Here is a 19,127-nt window from a genome sequence, read left to right on the forward strand (position 1 = left end):
TAAACTAGAAACATATAGAATAAAAATTAGAGTAGGATATGCCTTCTAATTAACAAAACATTTTTAACCTTAACAATTTATTAAATGAATATTAAAATCATATTAACCGGACTTTTGGCTTCAGTAGCATTATCATCTTGCCTGGATTGTATGGATTGCCAAATCACAACAGACGTTAATTTATCCGTTGAATATTACTCTAATAGTAATGACTCATTAATTTTAGATTCCATTAGTAGCATCGCCTATAGCGGACCAGGTTATGTTATGTTATCTGATGATAACATGAGCACTTATTTAAGTCCTACATCCGTTACAGAAGCTTGTGGTGATGATTTGAAAGATATTAATAACTCAACGTTAACTTTTGAAACTACAGTAGGTGATTCTACTTCAGGACTATATAAATACAATTGGACTGAAAGTTGGGAGTGTAAATAAATGAAAAACAAGATTTAAAAAAAGCACATCTAAACGATGTGCTTTTTTTATTATTAAAATTTATATGCCCTCTAAAACTCTGATGCAAAATCAGTTCTTACACCATCTTTAAAAGCAATAATAAAGGCATTTTCATAACCATTTGAACTCAATTTAGACAAATAAGATTCAGCCTTTTTGTAGCTATCGTAGTTACCGCAGATAAATGAAAAGAAATTATTTCCTAGTGGTACAGTTATTAAATCATCATGCAAGTAGATATCTATAGGCATGTTAAACTCACTAAAATCTCCTAATGCAACTCTGAATATCGCTCCATCTAAAAAGGATAAATCCACATCACTATTTTTCACCCCTGTTCGAACATATTCTTTATAAACCTCAGTCAGTTCATTTTTATATTTCTCGTGATTTTTAAAGGCTTTTTTTGCACTTTTCGGATCATCTAATTCATTGTGAATCGCAACTTGATTTTGATAGGACAATAAAAAGTATTTATCCATAGAATTACATTTCTCTAATAAGTCAATAGCCTTGTCTTTTTTACCTAGACCATATTGCATTACAGCAATGTTATATGTCAAATCTCTATCTTCGTAAACTTGTTTGGATAGCATTTCTATAATTGGACCCACCTTCTTTTTATCACGCTTTTCAGAACTTCTAAAATATGACATCGCTAAGTGAGTATTTACATAGCTAAGTGTTAGTTGAGAAACCTTAGCTTGATTGAATTTTTTCAAAGAAGATTTAAACGCTTTAATAGCAAGAGGAAATTCTCCTGAATTAAACAAAACAATACCTTGATCGTAGAAATCCTGTCCTTCTCTAAGTTTTTTTCTTAAACGATCATCAAATGCTGTGATTGTTTCATTCTTCAGCACAGATTTACCATCACCTTTGGCAGATAAAGACATCGCATCGATATTTATCCCTTTAGGAGGCTCTTCTTTAATTTCAACTTTATCAGGTTTATTTGAGCTTTTAGCTTTTTCATTTTTCTTAGCTAAAGCTAGCTGCTCTTTTCTTTGCTTTTCAGCTAAATCATCTTGAGCATATTTGAGTCGTGTCAGAACCTTATCTGCTTTCTTGGACTCATTAATTGTCTTATAAACAGCTGCTAAATTACCGTAAGCCTTAAAGAAGTTTTTATCCATTTTAATAACCGCCTCTAATTGCTCTGCCGCTAAAGTTTCGTTATTATTTAGGTAGTTTAAAATAGCAAGATTATATAACCATTCTTTCTCTTTTTCTACGGACTTAGTAACTAACTCAAGGTATCGAACTACCTTTTTCTTATTTCTATCATCATCGCTCAATTGATGAGCTAATGCTAATTGCAGATTAGGGAAATTAAGCGCATCAGCATTGAGCTTAGCTCTTTTATAATTTTTAAAAGCTGTTTTAAAAGAAAGAATAGCCTGAGTATAATCGGACTGTTGCAATAACTGAACTCCTTTTGAATAAGCTTCGTCAGCTAGCTTGACCTGATCCGATGCTCTATCACTTAAACCCTTAACCTTAGCGTACTGCATAACCTTAGCAACGTCAGACACTACGATCATATCATTTTTACTTATAGAAATAACAACCTCATCTTCAGCTAATATTGAATTAAATGAATAAGAGCTAAAAGCTGTTAAAGCAAAAATCACTATTAAATTAATAAACTTTTTCATCTGATTTGAAACATTTTTGTATTCTACGAAAGTAATGAAATTTTAAAAACTAATAATTATTGTTTTACAATCTTATAAATAAGTTCATTATTTCCCTTTTTTAACCTTAAAAAATAGATGCCATTATATAATTTAGAAGTGTTTATTGTCCAAGAAAATATATCTTGTCCGCTCTGAACAACCCTTCCTCTTGTATCACTTATGATCCAATCAATCCTATCTTTAGATTCCGTCGATACTTTTAATCTATCTTTAAAAGGGTTAGGGTATACATTTACTAAATCACTATCCCAATTAGACATTGCCAAAACCTCAATATTATAAAAACTAGATTCACCAATACAATCCGTATCATCTGTTACGACAACTGAATAATCACCTGGAAGCGCAGGGTCATATAAACTATCATTTGCTCCTGCAATCTGTCCATTAGAGTCATACCACTGATATGTATATGGAGGAACTCCTGACAATGGGCTACCTATCGTTGGCTCTATAACAACCAATTGCCCATCTTCAAAATCTATTATTGGATATAAAGCGTTAGGCTCTAACATCATAACATCTTGAATAATAAAACAACCGTTAGAATCAACCATTTTAATTGCATACTCATCAGCACATAAACCTTCAAAAACAAGAGTTGTATCAGTAGTATTAAGACATAATATAGTATATGGACTTGTCCCACCATCAATCTGAGCTATACTAATTGAACCATCACAAACACCATTGCAAGTCGGGTTCTTTAACTCATAACTAAAATCTAAAGGCTCTTTATCAAAAAACTCAATAGTATCCGTGTAAGAACAAATTTCAGTGCTATTTGGTATAAAATAGTGAATGGTAAGGTTATGTTGACCTTCTGAAATTGATGAAAAACTATTATTAGTTGTCGTATTGCCATCAAAGGTAACCCAAGGGTTAAACCCTCCAATTACAGTGTCAATCTCAATAATACCATTACTGAAATCAGGACAGGTAATGTCGCTTACACTATATTCAACAGAAGCTGAATAAAAAGGTATGTGTATATCAAACTCTTCAACACAGTCATTTAAATCAATAATATTCATCGAATAATATCCAGAATCTAAGTCATCGAAAAAACCATTTGACTGATATAGAACACTGTCAATTTCATCTAGAGAATAAAAGTACACACCACTTGAAGCTCCTGATGCAATAGCAAGTATTGAACCTATATCAGACTGATTATTCGAGCTATTTAGGGTAGGTGCACCACAATAAATAGTATCTATAAATAAGTCGGATATGACAATTGGATTAGGTGCATCAACTTCAAAGTTTAAGGTATCTAAACAATTGTATTCGTCTTTCACAATAATGTAATGGTTACCTTGATACAAACTATCAAACATAATTTCTTCTTGCTGAATAAAAGGCTCGCCATTAATAGAAAAAGAATAGCTTCCAACACCCTCAAGTGCAGATGTGTAAATTTTTGCTGTCCCATCTGCTTGACAGATATCATAATGTATTAATGCTGGCAATTCATTATTGATATAGTTTAAAGTATCAACCGTCAAGCAAGGTCTATTTTCTACTATTAATGAACTATCCTGTTTTTCACATCCGAAGCTATCCAGAATTTTAAACGTATATGACGAATCACCGCAAAGCTGGTCAAATAAACTATCTGATTGGAAAATACCATTTTCAAATCCATAAGTGTATGGTGTTATTCCACCCACAGCAGAAAGTACTACTTCCGAATCACAAGTATAACAACAAGATGGTAATGTCGCCGTTTCAATTTCTAAAATTATTTCATCTGGCGAAGTACATTCAACAGTAATAGTATCCGTTAAACAGCCTTGAGCATCGATAGCAAAAAATTGATACTCCTCCCCTCCTACTAACTTTTCAATATGCGGACTAGTAAAAGTGTCTGGTTCATTAACAATAAAATAATCGTATGCTGGTGTACCACCAGTTATCAAAATATCTATAAAACCCGTAGAGTCTCCATAACACAAGGCACAAAAACCTAAACTATCTGACAACTGATAACTATCAATAAATAAGTTTAATTCTGGATGTGAAATAATAACTGTCAAGGTGTCTTCACAACCTACACTATCGGTAACAGAGACAATAAAAGTATCAGCTAAAAGCTCTACAATAACATTAGTATCTTGAACTGCACTACCTAAAATACTGTATTGATATGGCGGAACGCCACCGCTAGCATCTAAGCCTATTTGCCCATCATTATTTCCGAAACAAGAAACGTTAAACGTTATACTATCGACTAAAGAAAGAATTAACTCATTAGGCTCATTTACCGTAAAATTAGTATCTATAATACAACCGTTAGAATCGATGATTTCGAGATAGTAAGAGGCAGCATATAATTCGTTAGCCAGTATGCTTGAGTCATTATTAAACACATAAGTAAAGTTAGGAGTGCCACCAGAATAATACGCTTCCAGAATTCCTGTGCTATCACCACTACAAATAACATCTGTTACTAAAATAGAATCTAATATAAATGAATCTGGCTCTAAAATTTCTACTTCAAAGAAATAAGGGCAATTGTCATCTTCGGCAGTAGCCACCTCAACTGTATAAATTCCCCCTGCTAAATTGTCGAATAAATGAGGATGATTGTACCACGGATAAACGGTATTGAGTGTATCTGTAAGTCGCAATACATGAGAGGGATAAATACTTTCAATATGCAACATAAACTCACCATCGTTAGCACCATAACAACTGACATCTTTATGTAATTCTAAACTATCCGAAATAATTATCTCTTCAGCAACAATTGAAAAAGAAAGCTGCTGATGACAATCAGCTGCATCTGTTAGATGAACAATATAATCTCCTATTGGCAAACCATTAATTACATTATTATTTTGAGTGAGTATAGTGTCGCCATCTAATACTAAATCGAAAATATAAGGACCAGTACCATTTTGCACACCGAACTCAACAAAACCCGAAGAGTCCATATAGCAAGGCAATGTATCGTTAATGTCAATTATTTCAAATTCTATTTCTGAATTATTAAATATTTCAAAATCAAGGGTGTCGGCACAAAGGAAATTATCTTTTATGGTGAGCTCATAAGGGTTGGCTTCTAAATTGAGAATTGTAAATTGATTTTGGGCATCTAAATTAACAGTTGTAATAGCACCATTAAGCCTAAAAATAAATGGCTCATTTCCACTAATTAATTCAAAAGTTGCACTTCCTAGACCTTGGCAATCTACTTGATTTGCAGAAATAATCACTAACTCTGGTAAGATTGGATTAGTAACTATTTCAGATGTTAATGTATCTGACAAACAACCTTCACTATCAACAACTACAAAAGAATATTCTCCAACATACAAATTGTTGAATTGATGAGGGTAAGAATACATAGAATCACCTGCAAGGCCTACATTGTAAGGCATTTTTCCTCCTTGAATAATTGTAGTAACTGATCCTAATGCAGAGCCGTCACATAAAACATCTTGATGTAAGTCTAAATCTTCAGACAATAGTAGTTGTGGATTCTCAATAATTGAAAAATATAAACTATCAACACAGTCTTGGTCATCAACAGCTGCTACGACATATTCACCAGCAGGCAAATTTTCAAAATAGGACGACTGCTGGTTAGAAATAAGCACCGTTTCACCTTGTATTAAAGAGTATGTGTAATTTCCAGGAAATCCTATTTCTACCTGAATAAAACCAGTACTATCGCCATAACAAGATAATGTATCCGATATATTTGCTACTGTTAAGTCAAATGTACTTTGATCTTCTATACTAAAGCTCAATGAGTCTATACATGAGTTAGCATCAAAAAGATTAAGAGTATAGTCTCCTGTCTCTAAATTATTAAACGTAATAGTTTGATTTGGAAGAGTTATATCAAATGTATCTATACCGTTAAGAGAATAGATATAGGGCAAAACTCCTCCAGAGATTTCAATCCCTACATTTCCTGAAGAATTCAAACAATCAATATATTGTAAGGATGTCAAAGAAATGATAATAGGAAGAGGCTCCACAATTTGAATGCTATCACTTGTTGCAGAACAACCAGAACTGTCAATAATTTCATAAGCATAAAGACCCGCTTTTAAATTGTTATAGGACTGAGTAAACGATGAGTTGTTTGAATCGAAATCACCCCCTTCAATAATCATTGAAATAAATCCTGTGGAATCGCCATTACACAATACATCTTGATGCAAAGAAACTTGTTCGCTTATAATGAGTTGTGGATATTGATTAATAGTTAGTGTTAATGAATCTTTACAACCAAAACTATCAGTTATAAATGCCTCATAAGTATTTGCGGGTAATTCATTAAAAATATTAGATGATTGTTGGGCATATAAGCTATCTGGATTATATAAATCAAAGATATAAGATGGGGTTCCTCCTGATACATTCAAATTTATAATAGCTGTTGATTCTCCGTAACAACTAATGGTATCTGAATAACTATTTACTGAAAAGAACATTGGAGGAGCTTCAATAATTTCAAATTCTAAGGAATGATAACAACCATTTAAATCTATTACTTCAATGGTATAAGACATAGGCATTAGGTCTTCAATGTAAAAATACCCTTGTGCGTTTTGAGTTAGCTCAGTGGGGATTCCATTGAGTATAAATATATCGGGATCTACGCCTCCGTAAACTTTAAACGACATAGAACCTAAACTCTGTGCAAAACATTCAATATTTTGGACCTGTAGGGAATCAAAATATAAAGAATCCGGCTGAAGTATATCAACCTGTTGGCTCACGACACATAAAAATTCATCTTTTAACTCAACGGTATACGTTCCTGCAGCAATATTTTCAATGGTATCCATTGGGAGGTTGGTATTGTTAAAGTAAATAACATTGTTCATCAAATCAATCAGTGAATAATTGATGGAATTTGAAGAATCTGTTTCTATATAAATTGTGGCATTTGTATCTCCATAACAAAGAAGGTTAGTATGTTGGACATCAATATTTGGAGATGGGTAAAAATTCACATAAAAATCAAATGAACAACTCGAAACATTTAACACATAATTAGTGCTCTGGGTAGGTATGATTTCAATGGTGTCATTTTCACTTAATAATATAGAATTTGATCCTACAATCTCTCTCCATTCAATAGAATAATTTCCAGTCATAAATGAACTAATGTCAATATTTATTGAGCTATCAGCACTACACAAAACATATACATCATCAATGTAATCTTCATTTCCATTTGCATCTATTAAGTTTACATAATCTGAAACTATTGAAATATGAATAGAATCAGAAGTTAGTATACAGTTATTAGAATCTAACGCTTCAACTTGTACAAAAACATTTGAAGTATCTATTAAAATTTGTTGTCCTTCAACATAATGTAAAGAATCTCCATAATGCCAAGAGTAATTTGAATAGCCACTATCGGCTATCACATAACTAATTAAATCACAAGATTGAGCATAATACACTTGGTCTACTACTGAATAAGAAATTAAAGAAGGGTCACCGTTTAGAGTCACACCAATATCGGAATCACTAACAGCTACGACAAAAGTAGAATCGAAAATTATACCTTGACCGTTAGATATTTGAAGATTATAATCACCTTCTGCCAAATTATAAATTGAGGTATCAGTAGAAGAGAAACCGTTGGGACCTTGCCAATCAAATGTATATGCATTATTTGTAATGACTTCAAATTCTATTTGACCTGAATTCGTTCCTACACATGTATTATCAATATTATAAACATATACTTCCATTGGTGTCATAAACGTATATATTTCTGTAGACCAGCCTTCTTCACAACCGGTCAATGAATTTGCTTTGACTTGAACTTCATAAGTTGTCGCTGGAGTCAAGCCTGAAAGCGTTTTATATGGAAGCATCTCTGCAATTCCGTTTGTATAATTCCCAGAAGCAACAGGCCCCTGCCATGATTGCCCTACTTCTCGATATCTAAACTTATAGCCATCTACTAATGAGTCTACATTCCAGACAATATTGGCCGCAAAAGGATAAATAGAATTAAACCATATAGAATCAGGTAATACAGGGGCTGGTCCAATATGGAGGGTATCTGAATTTTGGCAATTATTAGCATCTTTTATGGCTGCAAAATAAATACCATTTGTTAAAAGATTAAATATACTATCCGTTGAGTATGGGCTATTAGATAAAGAAAATAAATAAGGCCCTTCGCCACCGCTACCACTTAGTATTATTTGAGCATCATTTACTCCCGAACAACTGGCATTCGTCAATTGGCTATTGACAGATAAATCCTCACAAATAGTATCCATTAAAGTTAATGAAACATATGCTTCTTCAGAGACTACTGAAAGTGGGTCACCGTTTTCGTCAACACTCCACAATCTTAGTGTTGCCATATATTCGCCAGTAGGAGCTGTGGGGTTAAACTGATTAAATTTCACCCTAACTGGTCTAACTTGAGTAATATCACAGTTTAAAGTTTCACCACTCTGACTCCCCCAATAACCTACCGCATCTCCATCAGTATTAATAGAATAGGGTATGGACTCCCAATTGGATTGAGCATTATAAAACTCAATAATAAAATCATTTAACTCTATGTCCTCAGTTTCATGAGAAATGGTGAATTCAGGCTTAAAATTTAGTTGACAACCTAAGTTGACTAGTTTAATATCGCATTCTGAATATTGACTGTACCCAACAGGGTTCATGTCAAATGGACTCTGTACTTCTAATGACGCAGTATCTTGCTGACAAGAGTAATCTTCAAAAATATAGGATACAGAATCATAACAACTTGTCACATTATCTGTCACATAAGCCCAATAAGTTTGATTTACAGTCAAAAAACTCAACGTTGTGGCGTTAGTTTGTGGGCCACCAGGGGGGTCGTTGCCGTTATCATCTAACCACTCATATGAATAATCACCTGAACCAGAACCTGCACTTACATTTACTTTTAGTTGCCCCCCATTGAAACTGCCAGCACAAAAAGGTTCCGCCAGAACTTCTATCTGTAAATCTAAACAGTCAACGGTGTTTTGATAAGCTTGGTTAATCTGTCCAAAAGAACAAATACTAACTATTAAAAATGATGTAAAAAAGAATATGAATCTCATGATAATATTTGCTTTAAGTAAGAATACAAATATACAAAACACGAGAAATTAAACCGCATTATCACTACCTTTTATGAGATTTATTATTGTCAAGAAAATAAGTTTAACATCTAATAACAATGTCCAATTCTCTATATACCAAACATCGTACTTGACCCTATTTTCCATATCTTCTTTAGATTTTGTTTCCCCTCTAAAACCATTTACTTGTGCAGAACCTGTTATTCCAGGCGTCACTAATTGGCGGACCATAAAACCTTCTATTATCTTAGAGTAATCGCTAGTGTGTTTAAGCATATGAGGTCTTGGCCCAACAACCGACATATCTCCCATCAACACATTAAAAAATTGAGGCATTTCATCAATACTTGTTCTTCGCAAGAAACGACCAAAAGCCGTTGTTCTTGGATCATTTTTTGTCGCCTGTTTCACATCAGACATCTCATTAATGGTCATACTTCTGAACTTATAACAAGTAAATTCTTTGTTATCTAAACCCGAACGAGTTTGAGCAAAAAATATAGGTCCTTTTGAGGTTAACTTAATAATAATTCCAATAATAGGAACCAACCATGACATTATAAAAACAATAACTGTTAAAGAAAATATTATGTCAAAAAAACGTTTGACAATACGATTTAACTCATATTGAAGAGGCTCCTCTCTCAAGGTTATCACTGGAGAGCCGCCCAAAAAATCGATGTTAATTTTTCTTTGTTTAAACGAACTAAAATCTGGCGCTATCCTTAGACGGATCATTTTATCATCGCAAAACAACATCATCTTTTTCAATGTAGCCTTATCAGTTATAGATTCTGAATAATAGATTTCTTCAACATTGTTGTTTTCGCAAAATTCTGATAACTCATCAATATGAAAGCAAGGGCAATTAAAATCTTTATAATTTTTTTTGCCATTAAAAATTGCCAACAACTTATATCCATGTTCTTTCTTTGAAAAAAACTGATGTAATCTTGAAGAAATAACCCCCGATCCAATAATCACTACATTTTTATAATTATAACCTAACTTCCTATAGTTTTTAATCAGTAAAACCGAAAAAACACGCCAAATAATTAAGAATGTAAAGGCGAAAAATAATGTATAATAAAGGTAAGTTATTGAAAATGTATTTGATTTTAGAGTAAATAAAAGAGTGGTAATCATCAATCCATTAACTACAAAAGACTTGAGCAGGTTTGAAAGCATTATTTCAGTTCTAGCGGCTCTGTCATAATCAAAAAGACGAAAAAAAGAGCCTACAAGTAGCCACGTTAAACAAAGAATAATCAATAAAAAAAGATATTTCTGGGAGATATCTATAGTAAAAAAGACGAGCCTATAAGAAAGAATAAATGAAAAGCACAAGTGAAAAATATCACCTAAAGCAAAGAAAAGACGTAATTTAAGTGCTTTTGCATTCATCAATAAACGTGTTAAGGTATTATACTATAAAGATACTAAGAATAGAAAGTAATTCAAAATCCTGTTAAAAGTTGTTCGTAATCAGAAATTATCTTGTTCCAATAATACGTGTTTTCTATTTTCTCTAAATTTTTTGAGCACAGATGTGGGTAATCTGACTTATGATAGTTTTGAATTGCAAAAATCAATTGTTCTTGATTTTCGAAATAGAAAGCGTCGTGTTCTAAAATTGAAGAGTTGAAAATATTTTTATGCGCACAAATTAAAGCGCCAGAAGCCATTGCCTCAAGCAATGAAGGATTTGTCCCCCCTACGGTATGCCCGTGAAAATATAAGTTTGAGTAATATCTGAGATTATTGAGCTTGACAATATCGTTGACATACCCCAAAAAAACAACTCTAGAATCATCAATATATGATTTTATCTCATAGGCTAGTTTAGTGTTCATTTTTCCAACAACAATTAGCTTTCTTGTAGTATTGGTACTTACAAACGCATCAATTATTGCCTTTACATTATTTTCAGGTTCTATACGAGCGATCAGCATATCATATTCATAAGGTAATAAATGAAAATCATTAAGAATATCTCTATTTGGACTTCTAAATGAATTTGCTCCGTAAGGAATATGTATAGATTTCTTCGAATACTTTTGCTCTATATAAGTTTGAATTCCTAATGAGTCCGATATCAATACATCACTATGTTTTACGGCTAACTTTTCAGCATATTTTAAAAATAAAGAAACAACTTTAGAAAATTTGGTGCGTTTCCATTCCAAACCGTCCATATTGGTAAACAACTTGGGTTTTGATTTAAATAACCAATTCCAAACCGAGCTACTCGTGTAACCTAACTGTAAAATAACATCAAAGTTTCGTTTACGAGAATCAATAGTACAATTTAAGTCATAAATGAATTGCCCAATTGTTCCAAGCTTAAACTCTGGATCATAACAGTGAATTATATTGACCTTATTCCATTTTTTATCTTGATAAGGATGGTTGTGCGAATTATAAACATAAACCTCATGACCTAATTTGCATAAGCCTTCCGATAAGTATTGTGCAAACTGCTCGAATCCACCGTAATGATTTGGAATTCCTCTCGTTCCAAAAATGGCTATTTTCATCTAGCTAATTATTAACCGGTTTATATCCCTCGATTTTTTCAAGAAGAAGCTTTCTGACATCTTTTTCATTCAAGCTGATGTGGGAGTCTGAGATTTTTACAATAGATTCTTGCACATCTTCCCATGAAAGACTCGCTTCATTAGCCTGCATTATCTGAGGATGTTTAGACTGAATAACATCGTGACCGATTAACAGTTCTTCATATAATTTCTCTCCAGGTCTAAGGCCAGTAAAGACAACCTTTATATCACCTTCAGGGTTTTCGTTTGTTATAGGTCTTAAACCGCTAAGGTTAATCATTCTGAACGCTAAATCTAAAATCTTAACTGGCTCTCCCATATTAAGAACAAAAACATCACCTCCTTTTGCCATAGCTCCAGCCTGTAAGACCAATTGAACCGCTTCAGGGATAGACATAAAATAGCGTGTTACTTTTGAATGAGTAACCGTCACAGGTCCGCCCTCTTTAATTTGCCTTCTAAACAAAGGCACCACTGAGCCTGCTGAATCTAATACATTTCCAAATCGAACCATGCTAAAGCAGGTTTTGGTTTTTTGAGAGTTTAGTCCTTGAAGAATAAGTTCCGAGAAGCGCTTTGACGCGCCCATTACATTAGTTGGCCTAACAGCTTTATCGGTGCTGATTAAAACCATATTTTCAACTTCACATTCTTTAGCAGATAGAGCTACATTATAAGTGCCTACTACATTATTGTATACACCCTCAACAACATTTCTTTCAACCATAGGAACATGCTTGTATGCAGCGGCATGATAAATGGTATCAATAGCATTTTTAGAAATGACAGATTTAACCTTTTCCATATTGGTTACATCAGATAAAACAGGAATAATTTGACAATCGGTCAATTGCAATGAATTTAACTCAAAATCAATACTATATAGGTTAAATTCAGAATGGTCAAATAGGACAATTTTACTTGGCTTTAAATGTATTATTTGCCTGCACAATTCTGAACCTATACTACCGCCAGCTCCAGTGATTAAAACATTCTTACCTGTGATATTTTGTTTAAGCAAATTGGATTGGGGCGAAACTGGAACTCTTCCTAAAATATCTTGAACCTCAACATGTCGTATATTATCAATAGAAATCTTCCCCTCAACTATGGATGAAAGAGAGGGTAATAGTTTCACTTCAATAGGGTATTTTGATAATTTTTTAAGTAAGTCTTTTTTTCCATTTGCGGATAAGGAAGGGATCGCCAGTAAAATTATTTTTGCATTTCTGTTTTCTATTATACTTTTTAGTTCTTGAAAAGGATATACCTTAGTAAAATTGATAAAGGTGCCATGTTTACTTTCATCATCATCAATAAAGGCCACAGGGGCATACTCATGGTTTTTACGTAAACTTTCGACCAATTGTCCACCAGCACTACCAGCACCATAGATAATTGTAGGTTTTCTATTATTTACAAAGTTATCCCATGAATAAAGTAACCCTTTGAACATAAATCTTCCGACAACAATGAGTATCCCTGATACTGACCAGAAAATAAAAATGACCGTTCGAGGCATATCAGCTTCTCTAAAAATCATCATTACAAAACCTAGTATTAAACTAGTGATACTAATAGCCTGAAAAGCCGTAACAATAACCTTTGTTCCCAAAAACTTTAATACCGAACGGTAAAGCCCTAATTTTATAAATAAGGGTATAGACACAGTAGGTATTAAAATAAATATCCACAGATTAGATTCTAACTGATCTGGCCATACATATCCTAATCTTAGAGCAAATGATAACCATATAGCAAACAACAAGAAAAATACATCAGCAGCAATCATAATGAGTTGCTTATTCTGACGAGATAAGTTTGTTAATGTGTTCCTCATATTAACCTATTTTTAATCCATTTATAACTTAAAATTGATATTAAAATAAATAAAATTGACCAAAAGTATGCTTTCTTCATATTTAGTATGTGAAAAATAATCAAATAATTGATGCCTAACTGAATGAATGAATACAAGAAAGAAACAGACAAATGTGAATAGCCTTTTAAATGAACAAGGAGTTGATATAAATGAGTACGATGAGGTTCAAAAATATTCTCCCCTTTCAATTTTCTACTAATCAAAGTAAATCCACTATCAATGCCGTAGACCATTAAAAATAAAGCATATATGGGCTCACCCGTTACAATAATTAATTTAAATAATAAGAAAAGAACAAACAAGGCTATCGATAGACTTCCTACATCTCCCGAAAAACAGAGTGCTTTCGTTCTAAAATTAAAAATTAAAAACAGAAGTACAGACAGTAATCCAAATACAATTAAATCATTATCAACAAACGACAAAGATTGATTTAAGTAGCAAAAAGTACATAATAACACTAGACTGTAAGCCCCTGTAATACCATTGATACCATCCATAAAATTATAAGCATTTACTCCCCCCAATAGAATAAAAAGAACTAATGGAATAAATAAAAAAGGTATATCTGGAAATAGCTGAACAATAACTAATACAATAGAAATAAACTGTATAACTAACCTAATGGAAGTATTCAAAGGCTTTATATCGTCTATAAAACTAATCGCTGAAATAATAAAAATGGCAGCTACAAAAAGAGGGTATTGAAATCCACTTAGAACGAAATACATTAAAATAGATATTGGAAAAACAATGCCACCACCTCGTATTGTAACCACTTCATGTGAAGAACGATTATTGGGTTTGTCAACTATATTAAATCGATTAGCGATTTTCAAATAGACTAACATCACAATAAATAAAACAAAAAAACTAATTAAATAAATACTCATATTGTTTTGCTAATTGTTCATACGAATGGTATTTCTCTACATAGGCTCTGCCATTCTTTCCTAATTCATTGCGCTCAAATTCTGACATTTTAAATATTTTCAAGATAGCATCAGCAATTTCTTTAGGGTTTTCTGGCTTAACTGAAATTCCTGCATTTGCTTCTTTTACAATATCATTTGCAGAATCAATGGACTGAATTATTGGTTTAGCACTATATAAATAATCAAACATTTTATTTGGAGAAATGCCAAATCTGAAAAGCGGCTGACTCATTAAACCTATAAAACATACATCAACATATTCTTTAAGAAGCGGAATAACATTCTTTTTCGGAATAGGATCAATTAAAACTAAATTTATAAGCTTATTCTGCAACTTATACTTCAATATATCTTCTTTTTCGCTTCCATCACCAACAATTAGGAATATTATATCATTATTATCTTTCAATAAATTAGCTGCTTTAGCAAATGTAATTAACGAATTGGCAATCCCTACAGCGCCAGTGTATGCAATGATGAATTTATTTTTTGGTATTTGACTTGCTATTTCTGGCTTAATTTTTTGAAGAGTCATATTTAAATCAATACCATTAGGGATATGTACAAACCTTTTCTTATCCAATCCGTGATTCTTCATGTGAGAAAATGCATTAGGAAGAACGGAAACTACATAATCGGAAACCTTGTAAGCAAAATTTTCAGTTATCTGCAAAAGAAAAACAAAAGGGTTGTTTTTTTTAAAATTACCTAATTCAATTATCGTTAATGGCCAAATATCTCTTACTTCAAAAATAAGTTTAGCCTTGTAATGCCTAGACCAAAAGTATGCTTTCCATATTGGAAATGGAGAAATAGAAGATACAATTATTACATCTGGGCTATCTAAAGTCTTGGTCTTGAAAAAGAAAAGGCGATATAAAAAGACAAACATACTAAGTACTCTACCTAAACTTTTAGAGTTATTGTAAATAGGCACTTTAAGCCATTGATATTCTATACCTTCAATATTTTCTTTACTGAAAGTTTGAGTGACAGTTGGCGGATTACTCATTACATGAGAGAAGGAAGCTGAAAAAATAGTAACCTTATGACGTTTAATGAATTCTTTAGCTAAGAAATAACTTCTAAAAGTCATTCCATGCTTGTGTGAACCAGCATACTGATTAATAATCCATACTACCTTTGAATCCTTAGTCATTTGCTTTTTTATGTGTTATCAATTGTGAAGCAATAGTTCTTGACGCTTGACCTTTGCCATATAAATCAACACTAAAATCGTTTTGCTTTTTAGACATATTATCAAACCCCTCATTTATTTTATTAACATCAGAACCAACTAACACGTTAAATCCGCCTTCTATCAACTCCACCCATTCAGTTTCTTCTCTAAGTGTAACACAGTTTTTAGAAAAGAAAAAGGCTTCCTTTTGCAAACCACCGCTATCAGTCATGACTAAGCTGCAATGCTCAAGAAGATATATCATTTCTAGATAACCTACTGGATCAAAAACATGAAACTTAACGTCTATTGACTGACTATTAATGATTTGCTTAGTTCGTGGATGAATGAGCCAAAAAACAGGCATTTTTTGATGAATACTATTCAGAGCAGATATAATGTTTTTGAGCTTATCCAAATCATCAGTGTTTTCGGCTCTGTGCATGGTTAATAAAACAAATTCTTCTGGCAAGTCGAAAGACGGTTTTTTAGCCAAGTCTTTATAGTAAAGGGCGGCATCTTGCATCACATCGCCATTCTTTATGATTTGACAATCAATATTTTGAAAACCTTCATTATTAAGGTTCTTGACAGCTTCATTTGTTGGGCAGAATAAAACATCACTAATCCTATCTGTTAATATTCGGTTTATCTCTTCGGGCATTTTAGTGTTAAAACTTCTCAATCCTGCTTCAACATGAACCACTTTAACATGAAGTTTTTTAGCCGCCAATGCCCCAGCAATAGTTGAATTGGTATCCCCATAAACCAATACATAATCTGGTTTTTCTTTCAAAATAACTGCCTCAATTGATTCCATCATACGACCTGTCATTGCGCCATGGCTTAAACTGTTGATAGCTAAATTGTAATGGGGCTTAGGTATATGTAATTCTTCAAAGAATACGTCACTCATATTGGCATCAAAATGTTGTCCCGTATGGATAATAATTTCTTCAATCTCAAAGAATTCTTTAAATGCTCTACTTACTGCCGCCGCTTTAATAAACTGTGGTCTAGCCCCAACTATAGTTATTAACTTCATAGATTACTATATAAATTTAAAAGTTTATTTTCCTCAATAGACCAATTGTATTTTTGGACAATAGCTTTTCTTCCATTAACCCCCATTGTTTTTAAAGCCTTTGGGTCTTGTATCATTTCATCTATTGCCTTAGCAATGTCATTAGGGCTTAATGGATTTACACAAATACCACATTTACTTTCATCAATAATACTTTTCCATAATGAAATATCAGAGGCAATTACTGGTAGTCCAGAAGCCATGTATTCAAACATCTTAACAGGAAGTGAATCAAGATAATTGACTATTGGATGTAATGTCACAATACCAATCTTTGACTTGGAATAGACGTTCTTAATACCTTCTCTGTCTATGAATCCTAACTCATTAACTTTTGACCAAGAAGGTTGTGACTTCACTTTCTTTTCATAATTAGCATCATTAAATAATCCAGCTAAATTGAATTGAATTGAATTTAAATTATCTAAAGATTTAACAACCTCTAAGATACCTCTTACTTGAGAAAGACCTCCTACATAACATATTTCATCTTTCTTTGGGTGTTCCGAAAAATCTTCAAATTCACTGATAATAGGAAAATTATTAATATCGATTGTATGATTGTTTAATTTAAGAAACCTATCTCTTATAAATGGAGTAGCAGTAATGATAGCCGTGAATCTTGAAGCAAAGAAGTTTTCAATTTTTTCGATTAAAAAAGATAAAATTTTCTTACTAACCTTACCTAAATAGGGTTTACTTAATAATTGTCTAGGCAAATCTTCATGTGCATCATAAATAACCTTTTTACCTTTGAGCTTTAACAAATAAGCAAAAGGCATTAGTTCAGGATCGTGAAAATGGTATACATCTGCATCTATTCCGATAGCTTTTCTGAAAACGTTTCTAGTCGTTTTTGTAAAACGACTTAATCTACCAGAATTATTTTTACCTACATCATGTATTTTCACACCACCTTTTAACTCATCTCCTAAATCATCGGCAACAATCAGACTAACTTCATGTCCATTTGTGGCAAGACTACTACATTCTTTCAAAAAGATTCTTGTATCGTATCTAGTGTGCACAGATGTCAAGTGACAAACTTTCATTATCGGCGAATAATAGCGTTAACGTCCTTGAAAAGAGCAATCATAAAGCCTAGAAATAAAAACCCAAATGAAAGAATGCTAACTCTAAATAAGGTCCTACTTTTTGGATTCTCATAAACTGCAAAAGAAGACACAAAAGAAAGTGGCTTTAATAACTCCAAATCTCTTTCGATAGATTGTTTTCTCTCATACAACTGGATAATTTGATTCTGCAGCAATTCACTCTTATCGTTAGCAATAGATATAGAACTAAGCTCTACATCAGATTTATTTTTAATATTATTTCTATATGATTTTAAATCTTCAATTTCTTCATCTAAGTAAGTCATCAACTCAGGTGACTGCTTTTTAAATAAAGTATAATTCTTATTAGAGTAGGCATTTTTATTAAAATAATCGTAAAGCCCATCACTAACTAAAGGTATAGATTGATTATCTGTTACTCTTATTATGATTTGAAATTGGGAAAGTTTCTGCCTTCTATTCTCCAAATCTAATTCGTAAAGTTGCTCAGCCTCTATATACTTAATAGTATGCGCTACCTCTGTGGATATTTGAAGAATATTAGCCAAAATTTCATGCTCTGAAGACTCGACTACACTACCTACGGCATTGACCATATCAATAGCGATTTTCTGGTCAATTATAGGGTAATCCAATTCTGTAGGATCAATAATTCCTTCAAAATAAGATAATCCAGAAGTAGCAATTGCAGTAGATTCATAATAAGGTGTTTTGACAAAATCGTACACTAAACCAAGTAGTAATCCAATAATAAAAAACGTAGAAATGAACTTCCACTGTCTCTGAAAAAAGTTAAGCAATGACTTCAACAAATTAAAAACATCCATAATAGTAACAATTAAATTAGTGCTCAGTTTTCAAGTTGAGCTGTTTTGCAAATGTATATAATTAAAAAAAGATAGATAGGCCAGATAAAAAGAGATGAGCTAGACGAAAAAAGCAACAGATTAAATATTATAATCTGTATAAAAATATCATAATTTGAATACGTCCAATTCTTGACTAATATCCAAATATTTAAGCCCATATAAAATAGTGTGGCTAATAGTCCGCTATTTATCAATAATTCAAAAATAAATGAATGTGGGTCAACAATGTAATGTAAATTCACATCATTAATTGACTGATAGTATTGAGCTGAATAATCTAT

At 32.4% G+C, this 19,127-nt stretch carries 12 protein-coding genes; 1 reads left to right on the top strand and 11 read right to left on the bottom strand.

The features are described from left to right. Nucleotides 1-84 precede the first annotated feature (84 nt). Nucleotides 85-441 (top strand): hypothetical protein, encoded by a 357-nt coding sequence (locus P8I29_00660; GenBank protein ID MDG1916307.1) that lies wholly within the window; start codon nucleotides 85-87, stop codon nucleotides 439-441. Between the two features lie 71 nt (nucleotides 442-512). Here the strand turns inward: P8I29_00660 and P8I29_00665 are convergent, their stop codons facing one another. The 11 genes from P8I29_00665 to P8I29_00715 form a co-directional block, all read right to left on the bottom strand. Then, entirely contained in the window at nucleotides 513-2,120 is a 1,608-nt protein-coding gene (locus tag P8I29_00665) for a hypothetical protein (GenBank protein MDG1916308.1), read from the bottom strand. Between the two features lie 56 nt (nucleotides 2,121-2,176). Further along, nucleotides 2,177-9,241 carry a T9SS type A sorting domain-containing protein gene (locus tag P8I29_00670; protein ID MDG1916309.1) on the bottom strand — a complete coding sequence of 2,355 codons (7,065 nt, stop codon included), beginning with the start codon at nucleotides 9,239-9,241 and terminating at the stop codon, nucleotides 2,177-2,179. A gap of 48 nt (nucleotides 9,242-9,289) precedes the next feature. Beyond that, nucleotides 9,290-10,666, bottom strand: a complete 1,377-nt coding sequence (locus P8I29_00675; protein MDG1916310.1) for an undecaprenyl-phosphate glucose phosphotransferase — start codon at nucleotides 10,664-10,666, stop codon at nucleotides 9,290-9,292. Nucleotides 10,667-10,719: 53 nt separating this feature from the next. Further along, nucleotides 10,720-11,799 carry a DUF1972 domain-containing protein gene (locus P8I29_00680; protein ID MDG1916311.1) on the bottom strand — a complete coding sequence of 360 codons (1,080 nt, stop codon included), beginning with the start codon at nucleotides 11,797-11,799 and terminating at the stop codon, nucleotides 10,720-10,722. A gap of 4 nt (nucleotides 11,800-11,803) precedes the next feature. Beyond that, nucleotides 11,804-13,660, bottom strand: a complete 1,857-nt coding sequence (locus P8I29_00685; protein MDG1916312.1) for a nucleoside-diphosphate sugar epimerase/dehydratase — start codon at nucleotides 13,658-13,660, stop codon at nucleotides 11,804-11,806. Further along, a complete protein-coding gene (locus P8I29_00690; GenBank protein MDG1916313.1) occupies nucleotides 13,657-14,595 on the bottom strand; it encodes a UDP-GlcNAc--UDP-phosphate GlcNAc-1-phosphate transferase in 939 nt (312 codons plus the stop codon). Before P8I29_00690 ends, P8I29_00685 begins: the two co-directional genes overlap by 4 nt. After that, on the bottom strand, nucleotides 14,576-15,796 hold the full coding sequence (locus tag P8I29_00695; GenBank protein ID MDG1916314.1) for a glycosyltransferase family 4 protein: 1,221 nt from the start codon (nucleotides 15,794-15,796) through the stop codon (nucleotides 14,576-14,578). Before P8I29_00695 ends, P8I29_00690 begins: the two co-directional genes overlap by 20 nt. After that, nucleotides 15,789-16,862: a UDP-N-acetylglucosamine 2-epimerase (non-hydrolyzing) gene (wecB, locus tag P8I29_00700; protein ID MDG1916315.1), complete on the bottom strand. Its 1,074-nt coding sequence runs from the start codon at nucleotides 16,860-16,862 to the stop codon at nucleotides 15,789-15,791. The genes P8I29_00695 and wecB overlap by 8 nt, the downstream gene beginning before the upstream one ends. Further along, on the bottom strand, nucleotides 16,859-17,953 hold the full coding sequence (locus P8I29_00705) for a glycosyltransferase family 4 protein (GenBank protein ID MDG1916316.1): 1,095 nt from the start codon (nucleotides 17,951-17,953) through the stop codon (nucleotides 16,859-16,861). Before P8I29_00705 ends, wecB begins: the two co-directional genes overlap by 4 nt. Then, nucleotides 17,953-18,804: a hypothetical protein gene (locus P8I29_00710; protein ID MDG1916317.1), complete on the bottom strand. Its 852-nt coding sequence runs from the start codon at nucleotides 18,802-18,804 to the stop codon at nucleotides 17,953-17,955. Before P8I29_00710 ends, P8I29_00705 begins: the two co-directional genes overlap by 1 nt. 23 nt (nucleotides 18,805-18,827) lie before the next feature. Then, on the bottom strand, nucleotides 18,828-19,127 hold a 300-nt coding region (locus P8I29_00715; protein ID MDG1916318.1), incomplete at its 5' end, for a hypothetical protein.

The organism is Flavobacteriales bacterium (genome assembly GCA_029248105.1).
Taxonomy (GTDB): domain Bacteria; phylum Bacteroidota; class Bacteroidia; order Flavobacteriales; family UBA7312; genus UBA8444.